The 20,178-nt window shown below is 64.8% G+C and carries 20 protein-coding genes; 15 read left to right on the top strand and 5 right to left on the bottom strand.

Annotated elements, in window-relative coordinates:
- Positions 1-471, top strand: a complete 471-nt coding sequence (locus O3300_RS10200) for a DUF1854 domain-containing protein (protein ID WP_099666965.1) — start codon at positions 1-3, stop codon at positions 469-471.
- A 44-nt stretch (positions 472-515) separates the two neighbouring features.
- On the opposite strand, the gene O3300_RS10195 is transcribed toward O3300_RS10200, so the two are convergent.
- On the bottom strand, positions 516-2,030 hold the full coding sequence (locus O3300_RS10195; protein WP_305052847.1) for an AMP nucleosidase: 1,515 nt from the start codon (positions 2,028-2,030) through the stop codon (positions 516-518).
- Positions 2,031-2,153: 123 nt separating this feature from the next.
- Here O3300_RS10195 and O3300_RS10190 point away from each other — a divergent pair, with 123 nt between their 5' ends.
- The 4 genes from O3300_RS10190 (at position 2,154) to O3300_RS10175 (ending at position 4,821) form a co-directional block, all read left to right on the top strand.
- On the top strand, positions 2,154-2,750 hold the full coding sequence (locus tag O3300_RS10190; RefSeq protein WP_034783384.1) for a TetR/AcrR family transcriptional regulator: 597 nt from the start codon (positions 2,154-2,156) through the stop codon (positions 2,748-2,750).
- A gap of 14 nt (positions 2,751-2,764) precedes the next feature.
- Complete coding sequence (gene map, locus O3300_RS10185) at positions 2,765-3,568, top strand: type I methionyl aminopeptidase (RefSeq protein WP_099666967.1); 804 nt, start codon at positions 2,765-2,767, stop codon at positions 3,566-3,568.
- Positions 3,569-3,570: 2 nt separating this feature from the next.
- Entirely contained in the window at positions 3,571-4,095 is a 525-nt protein-coding gene (locus O3300_RS10180; protein WP_305052846.1) for a hypothetical protein, read from the top strand.
- 78 nt (positions 4,096-4,173) lie between these two features.
- Complete coding sequence (locus O3300_RS10175; RefSeq protein WP_251350406.1) at positions 4,174-4,821, top strand: FABP family protein; 648 nt, start codon at positions 4,174-4,176, stop codon at positions 4,819-4,821.
- Here O3300_RS10175 and O3300_RS10170 read toward each other — a convergent pair.
- Together O3300_RS10170 and O3300_RS10165 are read right to left on the bottom strand one after the other, a co-directional pair.
- Positions 4,818-7,280 carry a hypothetical protein gene (locus O3300_RS10170; RefSeq protein WP_305052845.1) on the bottom strand — a complete coding sequence of 821 codons (2,463 nt, stop codon included), beginning with the start codon at positions 7,278-7,280 and terminating at the stop codon, positions 4,818-4,820. The genes O3300_RS10175 and O3300_RS10170 overlap by 4 nt on opposite strands.
- Before the next feature lie 80 nt (positions 7,281-7,360).
- Positions 7,361-8,140 carry a helix-turn-helix transcriptional regulator gene (locus O3300_RS10165; protein WP_289898580.1) on the bottom strand — a complete coding sequence of 260 codons (780 nt, stop codon included), beginning with the start codon at positions 8,138-8,140 and terminating at the stop codon, positions 7,361-7,363.
- A gap of 107 nt (positions 8,141-8,247) precedes the next feature.
- Here O3300_RS10165 and O3300_RS10160 point away from each other — a divergent pair, with 107 nt between their 5' ends.
- Together O3300_RS10160 and O3300_RS10155 are read left to right on the top strand one after the other, a co-directional pair.
- The gene (locus O3300_RS10160; RefSeq protein ID WP_305052844.1) at positions 8,248-9,138 is read left to right on the top strand and encodes a DMT family transporter; all 891 of its coding nucleotides are present in this window, start codon (positions 8,248-8,250) and stop codon (positions 9,136-9,138) included.
- 38 nt (positions 9,139-9,176) lie between these two features.
- Complete coding sequence (locus O3300_RS10155) at positions 9,177-9,773, top strand: O-methyltransferase (RefSeq protein ID WP_180278714.1); 597 nt, start codon at positions 9,177-9,179, stop codon at positions 9,771-9,773.
- Here O3300_RS10155 and O3300_RS10150 read toward each other — a convergent pair whose 3' ends face one another.
- Positions 9,774-10,283: a GAF domain-containing protein gene (locus O3300_RS10150; RefSeq protein WP_305052843.1), complete on the bottom strand. Its 510-nt coding sequence runs from the start codon at positions 10,281-10,283 to the stop codon at positions 9,774-9,776.
- Positions 10,284-10,352: 69 nt separating this feature from the next.
- Positions 10,353-11,243, bottom strand: coding sequence for a LysR family transcriptional regulator (locus O3300_RS10145; RefSeq protein ID WP_305052842.1), 891 nt, complete (start codon positions 11,241-11,243; stop codon positions 10,353-10,355).
- Positions 11,244-11,332: 89 nt separating this feature from the next.
- Here O3300_RS10145 and O3300_RS10140 point away from each other — a divergent pair, with 89 nt between their 5' ends.
- The 8 genes from O3300_RS10140 (at position 11,333) to O3300_RS10105 (ending at position 20,127) form a co-directional block, all read left to right on the top strand.
- Positions 11,333-12,319 (top strand): aldo/keto reductase, encoded by a 987-nt coding sequence (locus tag O3300_RS10140; RefSeq protein ID WP_305052841.1) that lies wholly within the window; start codon positions 11,333-11,335, stop codon positions 12,317-12,319.
- Positions 12,320-12,449: 130 nt separating this feature from the next.
- Positions 12,450-13,283 (top strand): protein-glutamate O-methyltransferase CheR, encoded by an 834-nt coding sequence (locus O3300_RS10135; RefSeq protein WP_034783398.1) that lies wholly within the window; start codon positions 12,450-12,452, stop codon positions 13,281-13,283.
- A 1-nt stretch (position 13,284) separates the two neighbouring features.
- The gene (locus tag O3300_RS10130; protein WP_099666975.1) at positions 13,285-13,893 is read left to right on the top strand and encodes a chemotaxis protein CheB; all 609 of its coding nucleotides are present in this window, start codon (positions 13,285-13,287) and stop codon (positions 13,891-13,893) included.
- A gap of 106 nt (positions 13,894-13,999) precedes the next feature.
- Positions 14,000-15,124 carry a hybrid sensor histidine kinase/response regulator gene (locus O3300_RS10125; protein ID WP_305052840.1) on the top strand — a complete coding sequence of 375 codons (1,125 nt, stop codon included), beginning with the start codon at positions 14,000-14,002 and terminating at the stop codon, positions 15,122-15,124.
- Positions 15,121-18,525 carry a PAS domain S-box protein gene (locus tag O3300_RS10120; protein ID WP_289916687.1) on the top strand — a complete coding sequence of 1,135 codons (3,405 nt, stop codon included), beginning with the start codon at positions 15,121-15,123 and terminating at the stop codon, positions 18,523-18,525. The genes O3300_RS10125 and O3300_RS10120 overlap by 4 nt, the downstream gene beginning before the upstream one ends.
- Positions 18,526-18,574: 49 nt before the next feature.
- Positions 18,575-18,973: an MAPEG family protein gene (locus O3300_RS10115; RefSeq protein WP_099666977.1), complete on the top strand. Its 399-nt coding sequence runs from the start codon at positions 18,575-18,577 to the stop codon at positions 18,971-18,973.
- A gap of 312 nt (positions 18,974-19,285) precedes the next feature.
- The gene (locus tag O3300_RS10110; protein ID WP_305052839.1) at positions 19,286-19,663 is read left to right on the top strand and encodes a KGG domain-containing protein; all 378 of its coding nucleotides are present in this window, start codon (positions 19,286-19,288) and stop codon (positions 19,661-19,663) included.
- 200 nt (positions 19,664-19,863) lie between these two features.
- Complete coding sequence (locus tag O3300_RS10105) at positions 19,864-20,127, top strand: hypothetical protein (RefSeq protein WP_077407571.1); 264 nt, start codon at positions 19,864-19,866, stop codon at positions 20,125-20,127.
- Positions 20,128-20,178: the final 51 nt, after the last annotated feature.

Raw genomic sequence — 20,178 nt, 5'->3', positions numbered from 1 at the left:
ATGGCCAGTACAACTTTTACATTACACCGCGACACCTTCGGCAAGCTGGTGATGACGGACGCGGACGGCCAGGTCTTTGAAGGCGTGGCGCCCGTGCGCGCCTTTCCCATCCAGTCGCCCGACGAAGGTATTTCGCTGGTGCTGGGCAATGGCAAGGAAGTGGCGTGGATCGACCATGTCGACACCTTGCCCGAGCCGGCGCGCAGCCTGCTGCAGGAAGAGCTGGAAGGGCGCGAATTCATGCCCGAAATCGCGCGCGTGAAAAGCGTCTCCAGTTTCGCCACGCCGTGCACCTGGTACGTCGACACGGACCGGGGCGAGACGCAGTTCGTGCTGAAGGGCGAGGAAGACATCCGCCGCATCGGCGCCGCGTCGCTCTTGATCGCCGACAACCACGGCATTCACTTTTTGATTCGCGACATGTTCAATATCGACAAGACGACGCGCAAGATCCTCGACCGCTTCCTGTAGGCGATGCAACAATCAAAAACGGCGCCTTCACGGCGCCGTTTTTTTTATTGGAAGGCCACCTCGGCAAAACTGCGCAGCTTGCGGCTGTGCAGCCGGTCCACGCCCTGGCGGCGCAGCAGTTCCACGGCGCGGATGCCGATGCGCAGGTGCTGGTCGACGCGTTCGCGGTAGAAGTGGTTGGCCATGCCGGGCAGCTTGATTTCGCCGTGCAGCGGCTTGTCGCTCACGCACAGCAGGGTGCCGTACGGGACGCGGAAACGGAAGCCGTTGGCGGCGATCGTCGCGCTTTCCATGTCCAGCGCGATGGCGCGGCTCTGGCTGAAACGACGCTCCGGCGTACGCTGCGGCAGCAGTTCCCAGTTGCGGTTGTCCGTGCTGGCCACGGTCCCCGTGCGCATGATGTGCTTTAAATCATGCCCCGTCAGCTGGGTGATTTCCGCCACCGCCGTTTGCAGCGCCTGCTGGATTTCCGCCAGCGGCGGGATCGGCACCCATAGCGGCAAGTCTTCGTCGAGCACATGGTCTTCGCGCACATACGCATGCGCCAGCACGTAGTCGCCCAGGCTTTGCGTGGTGCGCAGGCCGGCGCAATGGCCCAGCATCAGCCAGGCGTGCGGGCGCAGCACGGCGATATGGTCGGTGATGGTCTTCGCATTGGCGGGTCCCACACCGATATTGACCATGGTGATGCCGCTGCCGTCCGCGCGCAGCAGGTGGTAGGCGGGCATCTGTGGCAGGCGCGGCGGCGCGGCGCCCAGCGCATCCTCGCTTTCCACCGTCTGTCCCACGCGGCGCGTGACCACGTTGCCCGGTTCGACGAAGGCGACGTAGCCGTCGTCGTCCGAGGGCGCGGCGGCGTCGGGTGCGCGGTCCATCAGGGCGTGGCCCAGGCGGATGAATTCATCGATGTAGAACTGGTAATTGGTAAACAGGACGAAGTTCTGGAAATGCTGCGGCGAGGTGCCGCTGTAGTGGCGCAGGCGCTGCAGCGAGTAATCCACGCGCGGCCCCGTGAACAGCGACAGCGGTTGCGCTTCGCCATGCGCCGGTTCGTGCGTGCCGTTGGCGATGCCGTCGTCCATGGCCGACAGGTCGGGCAGGTCGAACAGGTCGCGCATGGCCAGGCGGCGGCCCGCATCCATATTGCCCTCGATATGGTCATGCTCGGCGAACGAGAAATGCACGGGGATGGGCTGGGCGCTCACGCCCACTTCCAGGTGCACTTTCTGGCCGCTGTTATGGTTTTTCAGCAGCAGCGTGAACTGGTCGAGGTAATAATCGCCGAACAGGTCGGGGCGCGTCAGGGTGGTCTCGAACACGCCGGGGCCGGCGACGAAGCCGTAGGCCAGCGGCGAGTCGGCGCGCGCCACGGTGTCCGTCTGGATGCGCACGAAGGGGTAGCAGGCGCGCACCCGTTCGTGCATGTCTTCGCCGGCGACAAAGCGCTGCAGCGCATCGCGCAAGTGTTCGATGCTGCTGCGGTAGATGGCTTGCACCTGTTCCAGCGCCAGGCGTGGATCGTCGAAGCGGGAGGAGGCGATGAAAGGGGGCGTAAGCAAGCGGATTCTCCTTGTAGCGGTTCGTGCATACCATTGTAAGGCAGCAAGGCAAGTCGCGTTGGACGCGTTTTTCAGCAAACCGGGCCGCTTGACGGATTCAAATAGAATCTGTATTCTATTTGAATGGTCAGACTAGCCAAATTCAACGAAAACAACTTCATCGACAGCGCGATCGCCGTCGCCGCCCAGTGCGGCGTGGGCGCCGTCTCGATGGCCGCCATCGCCGTCAAGGCCGGTGCGCCCATCGGCTCCGTGTATCACCGCTTCGATTCGCGCAACGCCATCCTGGCGCGCGCCTGGCTGCGCGTGAAAAGCGACTTCCGCGAGGAAGTGGCCAGCCGCTGGCTGGGTGGCGATACGTGGGCCGGCGTGCACGGCTTGCTGGACTGGTGCCGGCGCAAGCCCGTGTATGCGCGCTTCCTGCTGCAATGCGCGGACAGCCCCGATTTCAGCAGTGGCCTCAGCGAGGAATTGCTGGCCGCCGTCGAAGAGGAGCAGGCGGCACTCGATGCCTGCTTTGTCCGCTGCGCCGAAGCCATGCCCGCCACCACGGAGCTTGACCTGGATCACATGCTGCTCAAATTCGTGCTGATCGACGCGCCCGTGGCCGTCGTCAAGCCTTACCTGACCCAGGAGCGGCCGATCCCCGCCAGCGTCGACGCCATGCTGCGCGCCTCGCACGACGCCGTGCGCGGCTGGGCCGCCCACACCACACACTAACCAAGAAGAAAACCATGCGCTATTCCACCCAGCTTGAACACGGCAAGAAAATCCCCCTGCACGACGAAGAAGGCTTCATCGGCATGCGCGCGGCCGGCCGCATCGCCGCCGACACGCTCGACTACATCGCGCCGTTCGTGAAACCGGGCGTCTCGACGGCCAAGCTCGACGCCCTGTGCGAGGAATTCATGCGCGCCGCCGGCGCCATCCCCGGCACCATCGATTACCACGGCTACAAGCACGCCAGCTGCATCTCCGTCAATCACGTGGTCACGCACGGCATCCCGTCCGAGACCAAGATCCTGAAAGTGGGCGACATCCTCAATATCGACGTCACGCCGAAGTTCCAGGGCTGGTTCGGCGACACCAGCCGCACCTTCAAGGTGGGCGCCGTCTCCATCCTGGCCAATCGCCTCGTCAACACGGCGTATGAGGCCATGATGGCCGGCATCCACACCGTGCGTCCGGGCGCCACCCTGGGCGACGTGGGCGCCGCCATCGAGGCGGTGGCCAAGGCGCAGGGTTTTTCCTCCGTGCGCGACTTCTGCGGCCATGGCGTGGGCCAGGTCTTCCACGACACGCCGCAAGTGCTGCACTATGGCCGCGCCGGCACGGGCATCGTGCTCGAACCGGGCATGATCTTCACGATCGAACCGATGCTCAACGTGGGCAGCTACCAGGTCAAGGTCTTGCCGGACAAATGGACGACGGTGACGAAAGACCGTTCGCTGTCGGCGCAGTTCGAGCACTCGCTGGCCGTGACGGAAACGGGTTTCGAGATTTTCACCCTGACCGGCTCGACCGACCCGCTGGTGTAAGCATGGATGAGGCGCGCCGGCAGCAGCTCACCGATATCGTCGCCGCGAAAGCCGGCGTGGATGTCGCTTGCGCGGCGCGCCACCTGGCGCTGCATGATGACGACGTAGCGGCCGCGCTGCGCGGCATCGACATCGAACGTTTTACGCTCACGCAGCGCCTGCTGAACAAGTACCGGCGTGATCCGGAAGACGCGCTGCAGCACGTGGCGCTGGCCGTGCTGCAGCACGAAGATATCCGCAGCGACAGCGTGCTGCGCCTGGAGCGCATCGCGGCCCTGGCGCCGCCCGTCGCCGGCGTGGTGATGCTGGCCGAGTGGCTGGCCTATGTGGACTGGGAAGGCTTCGACAGCGCCCTGTACGCGAATATCGACGCGGTGGTGGCGTTCATCGGCGGTGCACTGGACCTGCCCGAGGTGGCCGCCAACCTGCTGCAAGCGCGCGATGCAGACGTGTTTGAAACGAGGCGCCCGGCGCTGGCTGCCGCGGCCCTGCTGTTCATCGAGCGCCACACTACGCAGTTTCCCTGACGGCTGGCGCTTTGCCGCCGGCGGGCGCGCGTCTTACAATGGCGGCAAGCACTGTTGCCCCATTTTGAAGACTTCCGCATGAGCGATTTTCCCGAAGATATCTACACCGAGCCGTCCGCCGACGTGCACACCCTGAACAACCTCGGTCCCCTGACCGGCATGGCCGGCATCTGGACGGGCACGCGCGGCCTGGACGTCAAGCCGAAGGCCGACGGTCCGCGCAAGCAGGCCTTCGTCGAGCGCATCGAGCTGCAACCGATCGACCCCGTCACCAACGGCCCGCAACTGTTCTACGGCTTGCGCTACTACATCCACATCACCAAGCCGGATCAAGTCAAAACGTATCATGAACAGGTGGGCTACTGGCTGTGGGAGCCAGCCACGGGCGCCGTGATCCAGACCCTGGCCATCCCGCGCGGCCAGATCGCCATGGCGTCCGGCACGACGACGGCGGACGCCACCAGTTTCGAACTGGTGGCCAAGCGCGATTCGACGGCGTACGGCATCTGCTCGAACCCCTTCCTCGAACACGCGTTCACCACCGTCGAATACCGCATCAAGGTCGATATCCACGCCGATGGCACCTGGGGCTACGACGAAGACACGGTCATGTTGATCCGCGGCAAGGATGAGCCGTTCCACCACACGGACCGCAACCTGCTGACCAAGGTCGGCGAACCGACGCCGAACCCGATGGCCCTGCAGGCGCTGGCCGCAGCCGCCTAAGGTTTTCCTTGCGCCACCGCCTTGACCGCGCGCTCCTCGCCCATGGCGGCGGCGATTTTCCAGCGCTGCATGGCGCTGGCGCGGTCGGGGCGTTTCAGGCCCGCGCCTTCCCAGTCCATCAGGCCCAGGTTGTAGATGTCGCCCGCGCTGCCCTTGTCGGCGGCCAAGGTGAACCATTTGCGCGCTTCCTTGTGGTTGACGGGAATCTGGTAGCCGCGCACGTGGTACAGGCCCAATAAGTGCATGGCTTGCGCATTGCCCTTGTTCGCGGCCTGTTTCAGCAGGTCCAGGCCGCGCGCCATGTTGCGCGGCTCTTGCCAGCCTTCGGCCAGCATCACGCCCTTCGCCGTCAGCGCATAGCTGTCGTTCTTCACGAGGCCCTTGCCGATCAGGGGCTTGGCGGCCACCTGGCGCGCTTCGCGCTGCTGCGCCGTTGGCGCGGTGTTAGGGCCGGGCTTGCCTTCGCCCATCAGCAGCATCCAGCCATATAAACCATACGCGCCCGCGTCGCCCTTGCCGACCAGGCTTTCCAGCATGGCCAGCGCCTGCGCCTTGTCGCCATTTTCATACAGCTTGACGGCCTTGGCGCTGCTCGCGTCCTGCGGCACGGCGGCCGGCGCATGGGGCGCGACGGGCGCCGACGCCATGGCCGTTTGCGGCGGCGCGGAAACCGGGCGCACGCGCACGGGCAAGCCATAGCTGGCGGCCAGCACGGCCAGGCTGGCGGGGGCGAGGATCAGCACTTGCGCCAGCTGGTTGCGGCGGCCCTTGCCGGCGATGCCCATGGCCCGTTCGGCCTGCCGTTCGCCGCCCAGCGCCTCGCTGAGTACCGCCTTGACCTTGCGGTTGAACAGCCAGTAACCGGCGCCCGTGACAAGCAGTCCGGCCACGGCGGCGGCACCGCGGCCGGCGAAGAACCAGGCGGCGATGGCGGCGGCCAGCGCGGCCAGCGCGCTTTTCCACCAGAACTGCTTGGCCAGCCGCGTGTAGACCTGGCGCAGGGCGCCCAGCACGCAGGTGCGCACGTTCTGCGCGTAGTCGGCGGAAACGACATCGACGTGCGCGTGGTCCGCGTCGCCGCTGAGGACGGACTCAATCACGTCCGCATTCAGTTCCGATGCGGCCACGTCGCGCAGCGGCGTCAATAAACCCTGGACGTGGGCCGAGAACAGGCCGTCGTCGGCGCTGCCGGCCAGCGCATCGCTGAGCGCCTTGAGGTCGCCGCGCAGCAGTTTTTCCACGATGTCATCGAGCGTCAGCCAGCGCAAGTCCGTGCCATACGCCACCAGGTGATGTTTTTCCGCGTTGCACGATGCATCCAGGCGCACGATGCGCAGCTTGCCGCCATACAGGGCGTCGACTTCCTGCGGCTGGTCTTCATTGTAAATGCTCACTTTCGCCAGGGCCAGGCTGCTGGCGATGGCTGCCAGTGAGTGCACGCTTTCCTTGTCGCGGATGCGGCGCGCGTCGTCCGGCGCCTGCTTGGGCAGGCTGACGCTGTAGCCGGGCGCCACGTGCACGTCGACCCAGGCCGCCTTGCCCACCTTGCCGGAACCGTCGCAGGGGTTGCAGCGCAAGTCGCCCACGCCGCTGCACGTGCGGCACGTGACCTTGCCGCTGGCGCGGCAGGTGCCGCAATTGATGTTGCCGGAACCGTGGCACGTGTTGCAGCTGACCTTGCCGAAGCTGCAATGGTAGCAAGAGCGATATTCCGTGCGGTATTGCGTGCGCGTTTCGCTGTGGTAGCTGGTGTGCGAGCTGCCGTTGCTGTAGGTGGTAGTGGGCACTTGCACCGTGACGTAATCGGTGACTTGCTCGGACACCGTGCCGCTGCCGCTGCAATACGAGCACGACACCTTGCCGCTGCCGTAGCAGCCATACGCGTCGCAGCTGACGGTGCGCCCGCCGTGGCAATTCCAGCACGTTTCCGTCGTCGCGCCATAACAGGTGTGGCAGCCGATGCGGCCTTTGCCGGAACAGTTGTTGCAGGTATCGAGGTGCCAGTACTTGACGGCGTGCGGCAGGTAGACGCCCGCCTCGACGCCGTTGTAGGCCTGGCCCGCCTGGCGCAAGGCATTGTCGAGCTTGCCCGCCGCGCGGCGCAGCCGCTCCTTTTCCTGCGCGTGAGCGAGTGCTCCCACTTCGTGTGAGCCACAGCGGCAGTCATTGCCCGCCGGCGCGAAATAGCCGTTGATGACGCGCTGCTCGAAGCGCGCCTCGAGCGCGTAATTGGCTTGCAGGGAAAAATCCTGCAGCACGTCTTCCTCGCCCAGCGGCGTGATGTCGTGCGGCTCGAAGCGCGTCTTGTCCTGCACCAGGGTGCGCAGCTTGCCCAGCACGGTGGGCACGTCTTCCTTGTCGAGCTTGATGGGCGCTGGCGCCGTCACGGCCGTTGCTGATGCCTGGGGCATGTCCTCGCTGCCTTGGGTATCGGTGGCCGTGTCGGTGCTGGGGTTCATGCGCGTCCTTTTGCTCTCTGGAAAGATGTTTGAATTTTAGCATCCCCATATGACAAGGCGGCTACCCCTGGCTCCCTTTTTCAGCGCAGGCCGCGGCGGAACTGGTCCGGCGTGCCGCCGCCTTGACGGCGGAACATGGCGATGAAGGCCGAGGCCGTGCTGTAGCCCAGTTCCAGCGCGATCGCCTGCACGGTTGCTCCCTGTTCCAGCAGGGGCAGGGCGGCCAGGAAGCGCTGGCGCTGGCGCCATTCGCCGAACGGCATGCCCAGTTCGCGCTGGCAACGCCGGGCCAGCGTGCGCTCGGTCACATGCAATTGCGCGGCCCACTCGGCCAGTGAGCGGTTACTGCCGGGATCAAGCTGCAGGGCGGCCAGCAGCGCCGCGATGACGGGTTCGTCGCTGCCGGGCAAATAGTTGCGGCTGCACGGCGCCAGCTGCAATTGATCAACCAGTACTTGCGCCAGGCGCTGGTCGGCGGCCGTGGCGGGCGTGGTGACGCCCCGTTCGGCAAAGTCGCCGAGGATCGCCTTGAGCAGGGGACTCAATACCAGCGCGCACGGCTGCGCCGGCAACTGCGCGCACAGGCTGGCATCGATGTAGGCGGAGTGAAACACGACATCCTGGCGGATATAGCCGTCGTGCAAGGTTTCGGGCGGTATCCACACGGCGTACTGGGGCGGCGACAGGTAACGCTGGCCCGCCACCATGATTTCCATCACGCCCGTGGAGCAATACGTGAGCTGGCCCCACGGATGGCTCTGGTAATCGAATTGCTGGTGCGCGTGGTAATCGTCGAGGCGAAAGTACACGGGATAGGGCAGGGCGTCGGAAACGGCGGGAAAGTGCTGGTTGCTGGCCATCGGATCTCCTGTTTTGTCCTGTTCTTTGCATCGTTTGTCCGATATGCATTATATCCATGGAATCGGACCATGCGAAAATGGTGCTCGTTGAATAGTGGAGTTCCTGCATGAAAGCCAAGCATTATCTGTTTCCCGTGATCGCCGTGCTGATCTGGGCCATCAATACCATCGTCAGCAAGATGGCCGTGGGCGTGATCGATCCGGCCGCCATCTCGTTCTACCGCTGGCTGCTGGCCGGCGTGCTGCTGGCGCTCGTGTTTGGCCGCGCTGTGTGGAAGCAGCGGGTCGTGGTGAAACCATATCTTGGGAAACTGTTTGTGCTCGGCATGTTGGGCATGGTCATGTACCAGTGCCTCGCCTACATCGCGGCGCAAACGACGACGGCCACCAACATGGGCATCCTCGCATCGCTGATGCCGCTGCTGGCCGTGGGCCTGTCCGTCTTGCTGTTGAAAGAAGCGCCCACCGTGGGCGGCGTGTTTGGCGGCTTCGTGTCGCTGCTGGGACTCGGCTACTTGCTCAGCCATGGCGACCCGGCCGCCCTGATCGCCCATGGCGCGGCCGTGGGCGACGCCCTGATGCTGCTGGCGTGCCTGTCGTATGCGGGCTATGGCGTGCTGCTCAAGCGCTGGAAGATTCCCCTGAATAACTGGCACTCCCTGCTGATCCAGGTGTGGTGCGCCGTGCCCGTGCTGTTCGTGTATTACCTGAGCCAGTCCGCGCCGCCCGTCACCGGCGCCGGCTTGCCGCTGGTGCTGTTCGCCGGCATCCCCGCGTCCATCGTCGCGCCGTTCTTGTGGATGCACGGTCTGGCCAAGCTGGGACCGAGCCGCGCCACGACTTTGATGAATCTGCTGCCCGTGTTCACGGTGATCATCGCCATGCTGTTCCTCGGTGAAACCTTGCACAGCTACGATGTGATCGGCGGCGGCGTGACCCTGCTGGGCGTGGTGATGGTGCAGTACCTGAAACGCCCATTGAAGCGCGCACAAGCGTAGTATTTTTGCTATGCTGATGTTTTGCACAAGGAGGCGGCATGCACAGCATCGATACCCTCGATACCTTATTAAGCGAACTCGAAGCATTCGGTAACACCAATGACGCGGCGCATACGGAGCGTGCCAGCCGCATGCTCAATATCACGCGCGATACGGGCGAATTGCTGGCCGTGCTGGTGCATGCGCGCGGTGCGCGGCGGGTGCTGGAAATCGGCACCTCGAACGGCTATTCCACCCTGTGGCTGGCGCGTGCGGTACAGCCGCTGGGCGGCAGCGTGGTGACGGTGGAAAAGGCGCAGGACAAGTTCGACATGGCGCATGCTAACTTTGTGCGCGCGCAACTGCAAGGCGTGATTGGCCAGTTGCTGGCGGACGCGGGCGACGTGCTGCGCGATGCGGCTGACGGTGCCTACGATTTCATCTTCCTCGATTCCGCGCGCCAGCAATATGAGTCCTGGTGGCCGCAGCTGGACCGCGTGCTGGCGGCCGGCGGCGTGCTGGTGGTCGACAATGCCAGCTCGCACTACGCGGACATGGCCGGTTTTATCGACGCCATCCGCGCCGACAGCCGCTACACGGCGTGCCTGGCGACGGTCGGCAAGGGCGAATTCATCGCCGTCAAGGCGGGCAACTGATTATTCGGCAACGATAGCCGCTTCCAGTACGCGCACCAGCGATTCGACGCCTTGCGCGTCGACGTCGTCGAAGCGGCCGGGCAAGGGGCTGTCGAGGTCGAACACGCCGATGATTTGACCCTGCGCAAACACGGGCACCACCAGTTCCGAGCGGGAATTGACGTCGCAGGCGATGTGGCCAGGAAACGCGTGCACATCCTGCACAACGATCGACTTGCCTTCGACCACGGTGGTGCCGCACACGCCGCGGCCCTTCTTGATGCGGATGCAGGCCGGCTTGCCCTGGAACGGTCCCAGCACCAGTTCATCGCCTTTCAGGAAGTAAAAGCCGGCCCAGTTGAGGCCCGGCATCGTGTTGAAGACCAGCGAACTGAAGTTGGCCGTATTGGCGATGAAATCGCTCTCGCCGGCCAGCAAGCCTTGCAGTTGCGAACGCAGGTCCGCATACATGGCGTGCTTGGCTGCGGGGGTATCGGTGCCGTAGGCGGCGTCGCTGATGGTAAACGTCATGGTCGTGGTGGCGCTGAAAAAATGGGGAAGGCGCCATGGTAGCGCGTCTGGCGCATCCGTGCGCGGCCTTCACTTTTTCAAATGTTCTTGCGCCAGCTGGCGCAGCAGGGGCAGGGCCGCATGGCCGTGCTCTTCCCGCCAGGCCAGGCCGATGCCGGCCGCCAATTCCTCGCCCTCCACCAATGGCCGGTAGACCACGCCAGCCAGGCGCAGCGCGCGGAACGAGTCGGCCAGCAGGGCCATGCCCTTGCCGGCCGCCACGTCGCCGAGCAGCACATGGTGGTCGGGCGCTTCGCGCAGGAAAATCGGCGCGAAACCATGCCGGCGGAAAACTACCTGGCAATGGTCGAAGAAGGCGGGCTGGCGCGCCCGCTCGAACCAGTAGACGGATTCCTGGGCGATATCCAACAGGCTGAGCTTGCGCCTTTGCGCCAGCCGGTGCCCGGCGGGCAGGGCCAGCATCATGGGCTGGTGCGCCAGCGGCTGCACGGCCAGCTCGAAGGTGGCGCTGGGCAAGGCCAGCAGGGCTGCATCGAGCTGGCCCTTGCGCACGCCAGCCACCAGGCGCGGCGAGGGCGCGGACGTCAGTTCCAGGCGGATACTGCCCAGTTGCCCTTCCAGCGCCGCCAGCAAGGGCCGGAACAGGCCGGCCGCCACGGAAGTGGTCAAGCCCAGGCGCAGGCGCGCGGGCGCGCTGTCTTGCCGCAGCGACGTTTGCGCAATATCAAGCAAATCGAGGATGTGCAGCGCCTGCGGCAGCAAGGTATGCCCCGCCTGCGTCAAGGCCACGCCCTGCGTGTCGCGCTCGAACAATCGCGCGCCCAGCCGCTCTTCCAGCGCCTTGATGGCGCGCGACAGGGGCGGCTGGGTCATGTGCAATTGCTCCGCCGCCTGGCGGAAGTTCAGGCAGCGGGCGACGGCGCAAAACAGGCTCAAGGCATGGGTATCGAGGGCTCTCATACCAGAAAGGTATCACGAAATCGCCCATTCCCCCGCCGGCCGGCACGGCCTAGACTGGCTGCATCGAGTCAACACGTGAGGAGAGCAGCATGCAACAACGACGCATCGGCAATAGCGGCTTGACCAGCTCGGCACTGGGCCTGGGCTGCATGGGCATGTCGGAATTTTATGGTGCCACGGACGAGGCGCAATCGCTGGCCACCCTGGAAGCGGCCCTGGCGGCAGGCGTGACCCTGTTCGACACGGCCGACGCCTACGGTTTCGGCCACAACGAGCAATTGCTGGGACGTTTTCTGAGCAACCATCGCGGCCAGGCCCTGGTCGCCACCAAGTGCGGCCTGGCGCGCGAGGCGGGCAGCTATGCGCGCCGCGTCGACAATTCCCCCGCCACCATCCGCCAGGCGTGCGAAGCGTCGCTGGCGCGCCTGGGCGTGGATGCCATCGACTTGTTCTACCTGCATCGCCTGAACCTGGAGACGCCGCTGGAGGAATCGATGGGCGCGCTGGCGCAGCTGCGGCAAGAGGGCAAGATCCGCGCCGTGGGCCTGTGCGAAGTGAGCGCAGCCACCTTGCGGCGCGCGGCGGCGCTTTGCCCCGTGGCCGCCGTGCAGAGCGAATATTCGCTGTGGACGCGCGAACCGGAGCAGGGCGTGCTGGCCGCCTGCCGCGACGTGGGCGCCAGCTTCTTTGCCTACAGCCCGCTGGGGCGCGGTTTCCTGACGGGCGCCATCGCCGATGCGGCCAGCCTCGACGCGGGGGATTTCCGCCAGTTCAATCCCCGTTTTTCATCCGACAACCTGGCGCGCAACCAGGCCATCGTCGCGCAGGTGAAGGACCTCGCGCGCGCCAAAGGCTGCACGCCGGCCCAGCTGGCGCTGGCCTGGCTGCTGGCGCAAGGCGACGACCTCATTCCCATCCCCGGCACCAAGCGCATCGCGTATTTGCACGACAACCTGGGCGCGCTGGCCGTGCGGCTGGACGGCGCGGAACTGGCGGCGATGAATGCCGCCTTTCCCTTGGGCATGGCGGCGGGCGCGCGTTACACGGAGGAAGGCATGAAGGGCGTGGATGCCTGAAAAAGATGGCGCAGTGTACGCCAGCGTACCTAACTGACACTTTCCTTGCGGGATAATCGCCGGCGATCTGCTAGCATTTGGCAGTGACTGCATGGTGTGTGTTGCACTGTGTTCAACGGTCAGGTATCCGATGAGGTGGATGTTGTTAGATGACGATATTTTCGATATAGAACTGAAATTGTTGCTTGAGGGAATCTTGTTGAGATATCAGCACGATTTCCGCGATTATTCGGTGGCGTCGCTGCGCCGGCGCATGCGCCAGGCCATGGAGCGCTTCGGCTGCGCCAGCCTGTCGCAATTGCAGGACCGCATCTTGCACGAGCCGGCCATGTTCGCGCAGATGCTGCAGTTTTTCACGGTGCAAGTGAGCGAGATGTTCCGCGATCCCGCGTATTTCCGCGCCTTGCGCGAAAAAGTCGTGCCCATCCTGCACACCTATCCGTCCATCAAGATCTGGGTGGCCGGCTGCAGCAGCGGCGAAGAGGTGTGGTCGCTGGCCATCTTGCTGGAAGAGGAAGGCTTGCTTGAACGTAGCATGATTTACGCGACCGACATCAATGTGGAAGCGCTGGCCGCCGCCGAAGCGGGCATCTACCCGATCGAGCGCATCGCCCAGTTCAGCGAGAATTACCAGTTGGCGGGCGGCAAGCGCTCGCTGTCCGACTATTACACGGCTGCCTACAAGGGCGCCATCTTTGAGCGGCGCTTGCGGCGCCAGTTCGTCTTCGCCGACCACAGCCTGGCGACGGACAGCGTGTTTTCGGAGGTGCACATGGTTTCCTGCCGTAACGTCATGATCTATTTCAATAAAGACTTGCAAGACCGCAGCCTGGGCCTGTTCCACGAAGCGCTGGTGAACCGGGGCTTCCTGGGCCTGGGCATGAAGGAAAGCCTGCATTTCAGCCGCCATGCGGCCAGCTTCAACGAGCTGAGCCCGGCTGAACGCATCTTCCAGCGTGCCTGACATGTTGCCGACCTGCGACGTCGCGCCGCCGCCCGCCGGCCTGCGCCTGATCGCCATCGGCGCCTCCGCCGGCGGCGTGGAAGCGCTGGGCATCGTGCTGCGCGCCTTGCCCGCCACCTGCCGCGCGGCCGTGGTCGTGGTGCTGCACCTGGCGCCGGGCCGTTCGAGCCAGTTGCCGCAGTTGTATGCGGAACGTTGCCAGCTGCCCTTGCGCGAAGCGCAGGACAAGGAACCCTTGCAGGGCGGCACCGTGTATTTCGCGCCGCCCGATTACCATTTGCAAGTCGAACCCGATGGCAGCTTTTCCCTGTCGCAGGAAGCGCCCGTGTATTTTTCGCGTCCATCCATCGATGTCTTGCTGGAAACAGCCGCGTACGCTTACCGGCGCGCCATGCTGGCCATCATCTTGACGGGCGCCTCGGCCGACGGCGCGGCGGGCCTGGCGCGCGTGCGGCAGCTGGGCGGTAGTGCCTGGGTGCAAGACCCGCAGTTGGCCAGTTGTGGCATCATGCCGGCCGCCGCGCTCAAGCGGGCCGGCGCCGACCGCGTGCTCGATTTGCCGCAGATGGCTGCCAGCCTGGCCTTGCTCGGCGATGGTGAACACAAGTGAATGGGAATGGTGTAGTGCGTGTAATATATGTGAGAATTGAAACAATGTTTATGTCCATATCGAAACACGATGGCATCTTGCCGTTGCGATGCCTGAAGATGATTCCGTGACCGCCCCTATCCATATCCTCGTCGTTGACGACATCGCGCAAAACCTGGTCGCCGCCGAAGCCGTGCTGGCGCGGCCCGGTATTGTCATCCTGAAGGCAGACTCGGGCGCGCAAGCGCTGGAATTGCTGTTGACGCATGACGTGGCGCTGGCCCTGATCGACGTGCAGATGCCGCAGATGGATGGTTTCGAGCTGGCCGAGCTGATACGCGGCAGCGAACGCACGCGCAGCATTCCCTTGATTTTTCTCACGGCCGCGTCGCGCGAACCGAGCTACAGTTTCCGTGGCTACGAGGCGGGCGCCGTCGATTTCCTGTACAAACCCATCGACGTGAAAGCCTTGCAAAGCAAGGTGGCCGTGCTGGTCCAGCTGTACCAGCAGAAACGCGAGTTGTCGGCCCAGCTCGACGAGCTCAAGCATGCCTTGCACCTGAATGAATTGTTCACGGCCGTGCTGGGCCACGACTTGCGCACGCCCCTGTCGGTGGTGATGAACGGCGCCATGCTGTTGCCGATGATGAGCGACCACCCGAAGGTGATCGTCACGGCGCAGCGCATCGAAAGTAGCGCCAAGCGCATGGCGCGCATGGTCGACCAGTTGCTGGACCTGGCGCGCATCCGTTCCGGCACGATGGAGTTGCGCAGCAGCACGCACGATTACCTGGCGCTGGCGCGCGCCATCGTCGAGGAATTCGAGACGGCCGGCCAGGCGCCCCTTGTCGAGCTCAGCAGTGTTGGCGAGCTGCACGGGCAATGCGACGCGGGCTTGCTGTCGCAAGTCATCTCGAATCTGCTATGCAACGCCCTCACGCATGGCGAGGCGGGCGCGCCGGTGCAGCTGGCCCTCGACGGACGCGACGCCGACAGCATTGAATTGCGCATCGCCAATCGCGGCGTCATTCCCGCCGCCTTGCTGCCGACCCTGTTCGAGCCGTTCCAGCAGGCGGGCGAAAAGCGCAGGACGGGGCAGGGCCTGGGGCTGGGCCTGTACACGGTGAACATGTTCGTCAAGGCCCATGGCGGCACGGTCGAGCTCAGTTCGACGGACGCGCAGGGCACGCTGGCGACGGTGCGCATTCCGCGCCAGTGCCAGGTGCGCGTGCAAGCGGGATTGGCCACATGAGCGCGCCAGCCTGGCCGCGCGGCGGCGGCAGCATGGGCGAGCTGGTGCGCCAGCGCGACTGGTCCGCCACCGGCCTGGGCGACCTCGATGGCTGGCCCGCCAATTTGCGTACCAGCGTCGACATCGTGCTCAATTCGCCGATGGCGATGGTGCTGATGTGGGGCCCGCAGCATGTGATGATTTACAACGACGACTACATCCAGATCGCCGGGGCGCGCCATCCTGCGGCGCTGGGCGGCACGGTGCCGGCCGTCTGGCCCGAAATCTGGGACTGGAACGCGCGCATCCTCGATGCGGGATTGCGCGGCGAGACGCAGGTGCACCGCGAGTGCTGCCTGCCGCTGTTGCGCGGCGGACAGCACGCGGATGTCTGTTTCGACCTGTTTTACACGCCCGTGCATGGCGCAGGCGGCCAGGTCGATGGCGTGCTGTGCACGGCGCTGGAATTGACGGCGCGCATGGAGGAGGGGCGCCAGCTGAAGCTGGCCACGGCCGAACTGGGCGAGCTCAACACCACCTTGCAAGCCGAGAGCGAGGCCGTGCGCGCGGCCAACCGCCGCCTGGGCGAGGAACGCGCGCTGCTGCGCGCCCTGTTCCAGCAGGCGCCCAGTTTCATGGCCATGCTGCGCGGGCCGCAGCACGTGTTCGAATTGGCGAATGAACATTATCTGCGCCTGGTGGGACGCCCCGAACTTGAGCTGCTGGGCAAGACAGTCGAAGTGGCCTTGCCCGAAGTCAAGGCGCAAGGTTTCATCGCGCTGCTCGACCAGGTCTATCGCACGGGCGAACCTTACGAGGGGCGCCAGGTCAAAGTGGATTTGCAGACGGCGGACGGGCAGACGGGCCAGCGCCACATCGATTTCGTCTACCAGCCCATCAAGGATGACGAGGGCGCGGTCACGGGCATCCTCGTCGAAGGCATCGACGTCACCGAGCGCATGGAAGGCGAGGAGCGGCTGCGCCTGGCCCAGCAGGCGGGCGGCATCGGCACCTTCGAATGGTTCCCCGAGACGGGCGCGATGCTGGTGTCGCCCACCTTCCGCCGCCTGTGGGGCATTGCCGACGAGACGGAAGTGACGGAACGGCTGCTGGTGAGCCTGGTCGATGCGCGCGACCAGCAAAAGGTCGGACCGAGCAAGCTGGATCTGGCGCCCAATCCCCTCGAATACGTGGAATACCGCATCCGCCGTCCCGCCGATGGCGCGCTGCGTTGGATCGCGCGCCAGGGCGAGGTGGTGGCCGGCCGCGTGCCGGGCCAGCGCCGCTACGTGGGCGTGTCGTTCGACGTGACGGAGCGGCGCCAGATCGAGGATGAACTCAACGCCAGCCAGGAGCGCATGGCGGCCATTTTCGGCCAGGCTTCCGTGGGCTTGTCCGAGCTGGGCCTCGATGGCCGTTTCCAGCGTGTCAACGGCGCCCTGTGCCGCATGCTGGGCCGTTCCGCCGAAGAACTGCTGAGCCTAAATATGAACGACATCATGCATCCGGCGGACGTGCCTGGCAACGGCGTGCTGTTCCAGCGCCTGGTGGAAACGGGCGAATCGTTCTCGCTGGAAAAGCGCTACCTGAAGCCCGATGGCTCGCAAGTGTGGGTGTCGAGCAATGTCAGTCGCCTGGTCGATGAGCAGGGTCATACGCGTTCCTTGATCGCCGTCAAGACGGACATCACGGACCGGCGCCGCGTGGAAAAGGCGCTGCATGAATTGAACGAAACGCTGGAACACCGGGTCGAACAGGAAGTGAATGAGCGCACCAAGGCTGAAGACGCCTTGCGCCAGGCGCAAAAGATGGAAGCCGTGGGCCAGTTGACGGGCGGCATCGCGCACGACTTTAACAATGTGCTGCAAATCATTTCCGGCAATTTGCATTTGCTGCAGCACCTGGCGGGCACGGATGGCCTCATGCGCCAGCGCCTGGACACGGCGATCGCCGCCGTCGAGCGGGGTGCCAAGCTGTCGTCGCACCTGCTGGCGTTTGCGCGGCGCCAGCCCTTGCAACCGGTGGTGGCCGACTTGACGCGCGTGGTGCGCAACATGGATGCGCTGCTGCGGCGCGCCCTGGGCGAAGCGATCGACATCGTGCTGGTGGGCGGCGGCGGACTGTGGAATACCCTGGTCGACCGCAGCCAGATCGAGAACGTCATCCTCAACCTGGCCATCAATGCGCGCGACGCCATGGATGGCGTGGGCAAGCTGACCATCGAACTGGGCAACGTCGTGCTCGACGAACAGTATGTGCACAACCTGGTCGACGTGCCGGCGGGCCAGTACGTGATGCTGTCGGTGACCGATACGGGCCGCGGCATGAGCGGGCCCGTGCTGCAGCGCGCCTTCGAACCGTTCTTCACGACCAAGCCGGAAGGCGCGGGCACGGGCCTGGGCCTGTCGATGGCGTACGGCTTCGTCACGCAAAGCCGCGGCCATATCCGCATCTACAGTGAACCTGGCGTGGGCACGGGAGTCAAAATCTATTTGCCCCGATCCCTGATGGCCGAAGCGGACGAGGAACTGGAATTGAGCGGCGTCGTCACGGGCGGCACGGAAACGGTGCTGGTGGTGGAAGACGACGTGGGCGTGCGCACCACCGTGGTCGACATGCTGGGCGCGCTCGGTTACAAGGTGCTCAAGGCCGAGGATGGCGAAAGCGCGCTGGCCGTGCTGCACAGCGGTGCGCAAATCGACGTGCTGTTTACGGACGTGATCATGCCCGGTCCCGTCAGCAGCACGGAGATGGCGCGCCAGGCGCGCGAGCTGCAGCCCGATATCGCCGTCTTGTTTACCTCGGGCTATGCGCAGGATGTCATCGTGCACGAAGGCCGGCTCGATGCGGGGGTGGAATTGCTCAGCAAGCCATACCGGCGCGAAGAGCTGGCGCGCAAGCTGCGCCATGTGCTGGCCAACCGCCAGCAGCAAATGCGCGCGCGCCAGTTCGAACGGTCCGGCGCACCCGTGGCCGGCACGCTGGCAAGCGGCAGCACGGCGGCCAGCGTGCTGGGAGGCGGCACGCCGGGGCTGGACTTGACGGGCCATGCGTTGGTGCCGCAGGGGGACATGCCGACTTCGATGAAGATACTCGTGGTGGAAGACAATCTCGATTCCCAGCTGATGGTGTGCGAGCTGGTGGGCATGCTGGGCCACACGGTCAGCGGCGTGTCCGATGGCGAGGCGGCGTGGGAGTTGCTCAACGAGCAAGACTTCGATATCCTGTTTACGGATGTCAGCCTGCCCGGCATGTCCGGCATCGCACTGGCACGCATGGTGCTGCGCGATAAACCGGACATGCGCATCATCTTTTCCACCGGCTATGGCAAGGAATCGATGGATGAGCTGGGCTTTTCCGCCAGCGTCTTGCGCAAGCCCTATGATTTGATGGAGTTGCAAGCGGCACTCGACCAACCCTGACGGGCATGCGCCGGCACGGCCAGCCTGTCCCACCCTGCAGAGGTAAGGCATGACTCCTGAACTGACGATGCTGGCCTGTACCCTCGTGCTGGCGCTGGTGCAAATTCTGCTGCCCGCGCTGTTTCGCACGCGCGAGACGGGCACGGCGTATAACGTGAGCGCGCGCGACGGCGAAGGCCCGCCCGTAGGCAAGATCACGGGCCGCTTGCAGCGGGCCCAGGCGAACCTGTTCGAAACCCTGCCCCTGTTCGCCGCCGCCGTGCTGATCGCCCACGTGACGGCGCAGGAAAGCGCGCTGACCCTGTATGGCGCCGCCCTGTACTTGGCCGCGCGCGTGCTGTACTTGCCCCTGTATGCGTTTGGCGTGCCCGTCGTGCGCACGCTCGTGTGGTGCGTATCGATTGCCGGCTTGCTGATGCTGTTCTGGGCCATCCTCTTCGCTTCCTGAACTCCCCGCCGCTGGCGTCCCGCGGCCGCGTGTCGGAGGCGATGCGCGGCAAGTTCCGATGCCGCCGTTCTCCGGCCGCCCTGGCGGCTGGCCGCGTGCGCTGCCTCGCTAACTGCTGAGTGTCTGGTACTTTTGGTGGAAAACTGAAAGTAACTGCGCCACCACGGGCGGGACTCATCCTACATGCGCTCTTGGCATCCTCCTATTTCTTGCACCCCATGCGCGCACTAAGATGACGGTTCCCTTGCCATGCGAGGGGAAAGAATTGCATGGTTTGCACTGTTTCTGATTCCATCGATCAAGGAGATCATCATGGCCACATCGAGCGACAATAAACAGCAAGGTAGTAAAACCAGTAGCAGCAGTAGCGGCGGCGGCAGCGGCAGCAAGCAAAGCGATACCAGCAAACGGGGTTTCGCTTCCATGGACCCCGCCCAGCAGCGCGAAATCGCCAGCGAAGGGGGACGTGCCGCGCATGAAAAGGGCACGGCGCATGAATTCACGTCGGAAGAGGCGCGCCGCGCAGGCAGCCAAAGCCACAAGAACGATGCCAGCCGGCAAAGCGCCTCCAGCGCCAGCGGCACGCGCGACAATGCCGGCATGAACCAGGAGGGCAACCGCGACAGTGGCAACAAGCAAAGCGGCGGTTCGGGGTCGGGTTCGGGTTCCGCGGGTTCGCGCAACAAGTAGCAGCAAGTGGTAATGAGCGTTAGCGGTGACCATGGCCAGTGGCAGGCACGCCGCTGGCCATGGCCGCATCTGTCCGGTCGCCGCAAAATTTTGATGCAATGCAGCAGGCATGGACTATGATGAAATAGCTGCGCTGGCAAGGTGTAATCGCCTGGCAATCGCCGCGCAGTCAACTCGCATTGATGATCAGGGAGAAGATAATGGGCAACGCGAATACGCCGCAACCGGGCAATAGCCAGGGCGGCACGCCATCCACGGCGGGCAGCAAGCAAAGCACGGCCGACTCGGCCGAAAACTTTGTACTGGTCGATAGCGAGCAAGGTCTCGATATCGGCGACGATCTGTTTTCCATCGGCGAAGTGCGGCGCGCCGACCGCTTGCCGCATCACCAGTCCGGCTCCGCAGGGCAAAGCCGGCAGAGCGCCGACGATGCGCCAGACACCACGGGCAGCACGGGCGTCTGAGCTTCCCTTCCTGACTGTCTGACAATTTCCGCAGGGCCAGCCGCCGGGCGT

This window comes from Janthinobacterium sp. SUN206, assembly GCF_030587305.1.
In the GTDB taxonomy this organism is placed as follows: domain Bacteria; phylum Pseudomonadota; class Gammaproteobacteria; order Burkholderiales; family Burkholderiaceae_D; genus Janthinobacterium; species Janthinobacterium kumbetense.
This window is presented reverse-complemented; position numbering and strand designations above follow the sequence as displayed.

Coding starts and splice junctions, on each gene's coding strand:
- O3300_RS10175 (WP_251350406.1), top strand. CDS start 4,174: ATGAGCGATTTTCCCGAAGATATCTACACCGAGCCGTCCGCCGACGTG.
- O3300_RS10120 (WP_289916687.1), top strand. CDS start 15,121: ATGAGCGCGCCAGCCTGGCCGCGCGGCGGCGGCAGCATGGGCGAGCTG.
- O3300_RS10170 (WP_305052845.1), bottom strand. CDS start 7,280: ATGAACCCCAGCACCGACACGGCCACCGATACCCAAGGCAGCGAGGAC.
- O3300_RS10140 (WP_305052841.1), top strand. CDS start 11,333: ATGCAACAACGACGCATCGGCAATAGCGGCTTGACCAGCTCGGCACTG.
- map (WP_099666967.1), top strand. CDS start 2,765: ATGCGCTATTCCACCCAGCTTGAACACGGCAAGAAAATCCCCCTGCAC.
- O3300_RS10155 (WP_180278714.1), top strand. CDS start 9,177: ATGCACAGCATCGATACCCTCGATACCTTATTAAGCGAACTCGAAGCA.
- O3300_RS10145 (WP_305052842.1), bottom strand. CDS start 11,243: ATGAGAGCCCTCGATACCCATGCCTTGAGCCTGTTTTGCGCCGTCGCC.
- O3300_RS10105 (WP_077407571.1), top strand. CDS start 19,864: ATGGGCAACGCGAATACGCCGCAACCGGGCAATAGCCAGGGCGGCACG.
- O3300_RS10115 (WP_099666977.1), top strand. CDS start 18,575: ATGACTCCTGAACTGACGATGCTGGCCTGTACCCTCGTGCTGGCGCTG.
- O3300_RS10110 (WP_305052839.1), top strand. CDS start 19,286: ATGGCCACATCGAGCGACAATAAACAGCAAGGTAGTAAAACCAGTAGC.
- O3300_RS10165 (WP_289898580.1), bottom strand. CDS start 8,140: ATGGCCAGCAACCAGCACTTTCCCGCCGTTTCCGACGCCCTGCCCTAT.
- O3300_RS10180 (WP_305052846.1), top strand. CDS start 3,571: ATGGATGAGGCGCGCCGGCAGCAGCTCACCGATATCGTCGCCGCGAAA.
- O3300_RS10130 (WP_099666975.1), top strand. CDS start 13,285: ATGTTGCCGACCTGCGACGTCGCGCCGCCGCCCGCCGGCCTGCGCCTG.
- O3300_RS10190 (WP_034783384.1), top strand. CDS start 2,154: ATGGTCAGACTAGCCAAATTCAACGAAAACAACTTCATCGACAGCGCG.
- O3300_RS10160 (WP_305052844.1), top strand. CDS start 8,248: ATGAAAGCCAAGCATTATCTGTTTCCCGTGATCGCCGTGCTGATCTGG.
- O3300_RS10200 (WP_099666965.1), top strand. CDS start 1: ATGGCCAGTACAACTTTTACATTACACCGCGACACCTTCGGCAAGCTG.
- O3300_RS10150 (WP_305052843.1), bottom strand. CDS start 10,283: ATGACGTTTACCATCAGCGACGCCGCCTACGGCACCGATACCCCCGCA.
- O3300_RS10135 (WP_034783398.1), top strand. CDS start 12,450: ATGAGGTGGATGTTGTTAGATGACGATATTTTCGATATAGAACTGAAA.